The organism is Limnospira sp. PMC 289.06, assembly GCF_032350395.1.
In the GTDB taxonomy this organism is placed as follows: domain Bacteria; phylum Cyanobacteriota; class Cyanobacteriia; order Cyanobacteriales; family Microcoleaceae; genus Limnospira; species Limnospira platensis.
Window position 1 is genome coordinate 1 of record NZ_JARPLC010000396.1, and the last position, 802, is coordinate 802.

Here is an 802-nt window from a genome sequence, read left to right on the forward strand (position 1 = left end):
TGCCTAACTGTAATGGTTAGGATATGCCCACTAGTCACGGTGTGGATATAGAGACTGCGACAATTAGGAGTGTTTACGACGATAGCGAGTTTAAAGACTACGATGTTGTATTTAGCTCTAAAAGTTGAAGTCACAAAGCAGGAAGTTGTTACCCTGTTCCCGATGTCAAAAGGGGTATCCACATCAGGAGCCGTGTGATGTGAAAGTATCAAGCACGGTTTTGAATTGGAGTTGGGGAAGGCGACTTCCCTTTCGACCATAACGAGCTGCCTCCACCAGTTCAGCAATCCGCCCCCCTTTATGAAACGTTGCATTGTCCAATACTAGAGTCTGACCTGGCTTCAATGTTGGAATTAAGATAAACTCCAACCACAACTCAAACACTGTCCGATTACAACAACCCTCAAAGGTAAAGGGAGATTAGGGGTCGAGATAGACCTCACGGTCTACCCCTCCCATTCAAAACCGTACTTGAGACTTTCACCTCATACGGCTCCTAGTTTGACCGTCTCCTTGTTAAGAGTACAGCATCATCTCTTCATCAAGAGCTGTTTTATCATCGTGACAATGGCGATGTAATAATTGAAGATTCTTGTATTCATCCTTTCCGCCTTGGCTTCTAGGTACAATGTGGTCTACTTCAATTAAATCTGATGGGGTAAAGAATTGCCCACACCAGGTACATCTACCTTTTTGTTTCTTGAGTAGTTTTGCTACCCTAATTGGCGTATCGATTGCTTGTCCTCTCCTGGTTGCCCAGTAAGTCCAATTTCCGTCGTATGGTGTTGCGTCGGGGCGTATT

The 802-nt window shown here is 44.8% G+C and carries 1 protein-coding gene and 1 pseudogene; both read right to left on the reverse strand.

Annotated features, from left to right (window positions below; all coding sequences use genetic code 11):
• Positions 1 to 261: 261 nt before the first annotated feature.
• Positions 262 to 420 (reverse strand): annotated as a pseudogene (locus P5674_RS25420) (transposase); the annotation flags it as partial.
• 96 nt (positions 421 to 516) lie between these two features.
• The coding region (locus tag P5674_RS25425; RefSeq protein ID WP_315670445.1) for an HNH endonuclease signature motif containing protein at positions 517 to 802 on the reverse strand (286 nt) is incomplete at its 5' end.